This is a genomic window from Neisseria sp. P0021.S005, assembly GCF_051956955.1.
This window is the reverse complement of record NZ_JBQCWY010000277.1, coordinates 1-3,843: the sequence shown is the minus strand read 5'-3', so window position 1 is coordinate 3,843 and position 3,843 is coordinate 1. Positions and strand designations below refer to the sequence as shown.

The 3,843-nt window shown below is 44.8% G+C and carries 4 protein-coding genes; all 4 read right to left on the bottom strand.

Annotated elements, in window-relative coordinates:
* On the bottom strand, positions 1 to 743 hold a 743-nt coding region (locus ACTHUE_RS12585), incomplete at its 3' end, for a glycosyltransferase family 8 protein (protein WP_440423627.1).
* Positions 736 to 1,806 carry a hypothetical protein gene (locus tag ACTHUE_RS12580; protein ID WP_440361209.1) on the bottom strand — a complete coding sequence of 357 codons (1,071 nt, stop codon included), beginning with the start codon at positions 1,804 to 1,806 and terminating at the stop codon, positions 736 to 738. The genes ACTHUE_RS12580 and ACTHUE_RS12585, both read right to left, overlap by 8 nt.
* 55 nt (positions 1,807 to 1,861) lie before the next feature.
* Positions 1,862 to 2,863 (bottom strand): hypothetical protein, encoded by a 1,002-nt coding sequence (locus ACTHUE_RS12575; RefSeq protein WP_440361220.1) that lies wholly within the window; start codon positions 2,861 to 2,863, stop codon positions 1,862 to 1,864.
* Between the two features lie 74 nt (positions 2,864 to 2,937).
* Positions 2,938 to 3,843: ACP S-malonyltransferase (gene fabD, locus ACTHUE_RS12570; RefSeq protein WP_440402810.1), on the bottom strand; the 906-nt coding region annotated here is incomplete at its 5' end.

The following is a 3,843-nucleotide window of genomic DNA, read 5'->3' as shown; positions in this document are numbered from 1 at the left end:
TCGATTAATTCACTGTATTTTTGATGCCAATGTATCCAGTTAAAGTTTTCTGAAAGCCAGTGTACATGACCTATACAGGCTAAATTCAAAATATCTTGGTCTGGACAGGAGAGTTTAAAATTCTGTTTTTCTACGGCTTGCATTTTTTCAGACAAAATTTTATCTATTGCCATATCATTCCATTTGTCAATATTGAATAGAATGACCCCAGAGTTGAAATAAGGCTCAGTATCTGTAAAACCAAATTGATTGAGTTGTTTTATATATGCTCTGTATAAGATTGCATCAGGTACGGCAGCAATCAAAGAATTTGAAATGTCGATTTCAAATAAATCATCAATGTTGCCCAAGCACAGTACATCAGTATCTAAATAAAGCGCAGTATGAGCAATACCTTTTAATAAGCAAGGGATACTCATACGGTAATACATAGCGATAGTAAAATAATGGGTAGTCTGCAGGGTAGAAAAGTATTCTGTATTTAAATGGTAAACGCTTATTGCGTAGTTTTGATTTGATGTTTCAATTTGATCGAAAATATTAAAATCATAACCTTCTGAACCACTAACTAACAAATGAAAATGTATTGGATTGGTATTGTTTTGCAGCACAGAAAGTAACGCAGTGCCGATGTGTTTGATATAGTTTTGATCGGCTGCATAAACAATATGTCTCGGCTGTTCAACGAATTCTCGTTTGCGGATATGAGCAGTTTCTAATACTAATTTTTCTCTATCAAACATTTAAATTCTCCACAACGTCTCTATCGATTTCAGGCAATCCGATAGGGATATTCGGTTCAATATCAAATGCGCAGCTGATCCAGTTGCTGAAGCTGTATTTGTGCTTCAAACCTGGGGCAAGCGATACATACGGCAAGGTCAGGAAGGCTTTGAGTTCTTCAAGGTTGCTTCCGTCCCAGTAGAACATATTGTTCGGGTGATAAAAATCGTAATGTACGATGGTAGGATTGGTCGTAATCAGTTTTTTGTCCAAACCAATCGCTTCGAAAATCCGCAAAGAGAGACCGTAGTGCTTGCGGTTGAGGAAATCCACCAATACGGAGGATTTGGCCGCTTCTTCTAAGTTTTGACGATAGGAGAGGGCGTTTTCAAAGGAGAAAAACTCGACTTCGGGAATGCCCAAAGCCGCTTTTTCTTCTTCGATTTTCTTGCTGGCCAAGCGGAAATCTATTTCTAAACCGATTGAACGTGCAGCTTCGCAAAATGCGCGGATGTCGTTGTTGCGGTCGGCGGCGTACGAGCCGATAAACAAGATTTTGTTTTGCGGGTTTTCAGACGGCCTGAAGCAGTCAAAGTAGAAGCTGGTGGTTGGAAAGAGTTTTTCGGTGTATTCGGGATGTTTGCCCTGGTCAAACGGATCGAAAAAGTAAAACTTGTCAAAAAATTCGATGTTGTCGAAGTCTTCTTTTAAGAAGGTCAGGGCTTCCCAGTTGTAATACACCATTAATTTTGAATGTGCTCTGAGCTTGGCGATGAAGTCTTTCGGATAGGCCCCCAGCCAAATCATGAAGCAATAATCCGCTTGTTCGGGATGTTCGCTTAACAGGGTATTGAGGCGTTCTTCTACGGCGCGGAACATGGTCCGTTTTTTGAAGTCTTTTTGCCCAAGAATATTTCGATACCAGATTTTTTTCAGCCGTTGAAATACATTTTTGTATTTGAACTCTTTTTCTTCATAGGTCAGAGACAGCACTTCAAATCCGCATTTTTCCAAGTTCTCAATAATGAGTTCGTGGATTTTGAAGAGTTCCGGCATGGCGAGAATGACTTTTTTCTTACTCATAATGTATTTAATTTAATATTTTGTCAGGCAGGTATATTTGCCATAGGCAATAGGGTTAATCAATGCCGAGCAGGCGGTTCAGCCATTGTGTAAATGAATAATAGGCTTTAATTTCAGGGGCAGGTTGCTGATACGGGCGTGCCAAAAATTCAGGCAATGCGTCTAAACTACCGCCGTCCCATACGAACACGCGGTCTGGGTGGTATAGGTCGGTCTCTAAGATATGTTTGTTGGTGGTAATCAGTTTTTTATCGAAACGCAACGCATCAAAGATACGGAATGATAAGCCGTAATGTTCGAATTGTGCAAAATCGACGACTGCACCGCAACTTTGCACTTGGCTGAGGTTTTCTTCAAAGCTGAGGATGCTGCTGCGGTCAAGATAGCGGATGCCGTTGTGTCCAAAGGCTTTTTCAGCCCTGTCGTCTTTGCAGTAGATATGAAAATCCAAGGGTAAATTGAGGCGTTCGGTTTCTTGGATAAAGCGTTTGGTTTGTTCTTCGCGTCTAAGTTCGTAGCCGCCCAAAAAGTAGAGTTTGTTGGTGGGGGCATATTCCGCCACGGGAAAGTCAAAGTAAAAATTGGTGGTGGCTTTGAAACGGCATTGTGGATATTTTTGAATATCGTCGGGATCGAAAACCCAACATTGATCAAAATAATCCAAATATTCAATAATGTCTGGGAAACGACCTACGCCATCCCATTGATAATTCACGCAAACATTGCTGTATTCGCGGATGGTGGCGATGATTTCTTTGGGGTAAATATTGGCGCGGATACAGAGCGCATAATCGGCTTTTTTACCGTTTAGCGAGGCCAATTTTTGCTGAATGTCGTCGAGGTGGCGGCTGTATTTGAGGTATTTTTTATAGTTGCCGTCTTTGGTGATGTGTTTGTGATAGAGGTTTTTGAGTCTGCTGCCCAAGTTCGGGTAATAGGAATCCCGGTCGTCATAGCACAGGTTAATGACCTCAAAACCAAGAAAACGCAGATTTTTTTCGATACATTGATCCAGTCCGTACATGTAGGGAACGGCAAGAATAATGGTTTTTTTCATAATGTATTCGGATTGGAGTGGAGCTGATTTTTCAGACGGCCTTGCCTGACAGGATAAGGCCGTCTGAAAACGTTTTAATGGGCTTCGATAAATGCAGCCACTTGGTCGGCATTGGTCAATGCGCTGCATACGGCTTCTTTGTTAATGCGTTTGGCGAGGCCTGCGAGGACTTTGCCGGGGCCGCATTCGGCGGATTCGGTGATGCCTTCGGAAACAAGCGCGTTGACGGTTTCTGTCCAGCGCACCGGGCTGTACAGTTGGCGTACTAGGGCATCTTTGATTTTGTCGGCATCATCGTAAGAGGCAACATCGGCGTTATGGATGACGCGGATTTGCGGTTGTTTGATGGTGATGTCTTTCAATGCTTCGGCAAGTTTTTCCGCTGCGGGCTTCATGAGGCTGCAATGCGAAGGAACGGAAACAGGCAGCGGTAGGGCGCGTTTGGCTCCGGCTTCTTTGGCGGCAGCCATAGCGCGTTCGACTGCGGCGGTGTTGCCGGCAATCACGACTTGGCCGGGGGAGTTGAAGTTGACGGCTTCAACGACTTCGCCTTGTGCGGCTTCAGCACAAATGGCTTTGACTTGTTCGTCTTCCAAACCCAAAATAGCGGCCATTGCACCTACGCCTTGCGGTACGGCAGATTGCATGAGTTCGGCGCGCAGGCGGACCAGTTTGACTGCGTCTGCAAAATCCAATGCGCTGGCGGCGACGAGGGCGGTGTATTCGCCGAGGCTGTGGCCTGCAACGACGGAAGGGGTTTTGCCGCCTGCTTCTAAGTAGGCGCGGTAGGTGGCAATGCCGGCAGCCAGCATGATGGGCTGGGTGTTGACGGTTTGTCCGATTAATTCGGCATCTTCGCCGTTAATCATTGCCCACAGGTCTTGACCCAATACGGCGGAAGCTTCGTCAAATGTGGCTTTAACGATGGCTTGCTCGGCAAAGCCGTTCATCATGCCTAGGCTTTGTGAGCCTTGTCCGGG